The organism is Actinomycetospora aeridis (genome assembly GCF_037400275.1).
GTDB classification, from domain to species: Bacteria; Actinomycetota; Actinomycetes; order Mycobacteriales; family Pseudonocardiaceae; genus Actinomycetospora; species Actinomycetospora aeridis.
The window spans coordinates 1-722 of the sequence record NZ_JBBEGL010000030.1; the positions used below are offsets into that span (position 1 = coordinate 1).

General features: G+C 70.8%; 1 protein-coding gene. It reads left to right on the forward strand.

Annotated features, from left to right (window positions below):
• Window positions 1-72: 72 nt before the first annotated feature.
• A partial coding sequence (locus tag WCD41_RS31035) for an IS256 family transposase (protein WP_337719126.1) occupies window positions 73-722 on the forward strand: 650 nt, incomplete at its 3' end.

A 722-nucleotide genomic window follows, 5' to 3' on the forward strand; every position in this document is an offset into this window, starting at 1 on the left:
ACACAGATGACCATGACCGAGGACCGTGGCAGCGGTAATGACGTGGATCCGGCGCGGGCCGCGGTCAACGACATGCTCGAGGCGGGGCTGCTCGACGGGGTGATGGAGCGGGCCTCGGCCGGGGAGCTGACGTTGACCGGCGAGGGCGGGTTCCTGCCCGAACTGGTGCGCTCGGTGCTCGAGCGGGGCCTGTCGACCGAGCTGACCGAGCACCTGGGCTACGAGAAGGGCGACCCGGCCGGGCGGGGCTCGCCGAACTCACGCAACGGGCACACCCCCAAGACCCTGGCGACCGAGGTCGGGCCGGTGGGACTGGCGGTGCCGCGGGACCGGGCCGGGTCGTTCGAGCCGCGGCTGGTTCCCAAGGGCGCGCGGCGCGCCGGCGGCCTCGACGACATGATCATCTCGCTGTACGCGGGCGGGATGACCGTGCGCGACATCGGGCACCACCTGCAGCGCACGATCGGCACCGAGCTCTCCCACGACACCATCTCCAAGGTCACCGACTCGGTGCTCGAGGAGGTCAAGGCCTGGCAGGCCCGGCCGCTCGAGGAGATCTATCCGATCATCTACCTCGACGCGCTGGTGGTGAAGGTCCGCGACGGCCACCAGGTCCGCAACCGGTCGGCCTACATCGCCGTCGGAGTGGATCTCGACGGGATCAAGCACGTGCTCGGGATCTGGGTCCAGGCCGGCGAGGGCGCGAAGTTCTGGGCCGGGGT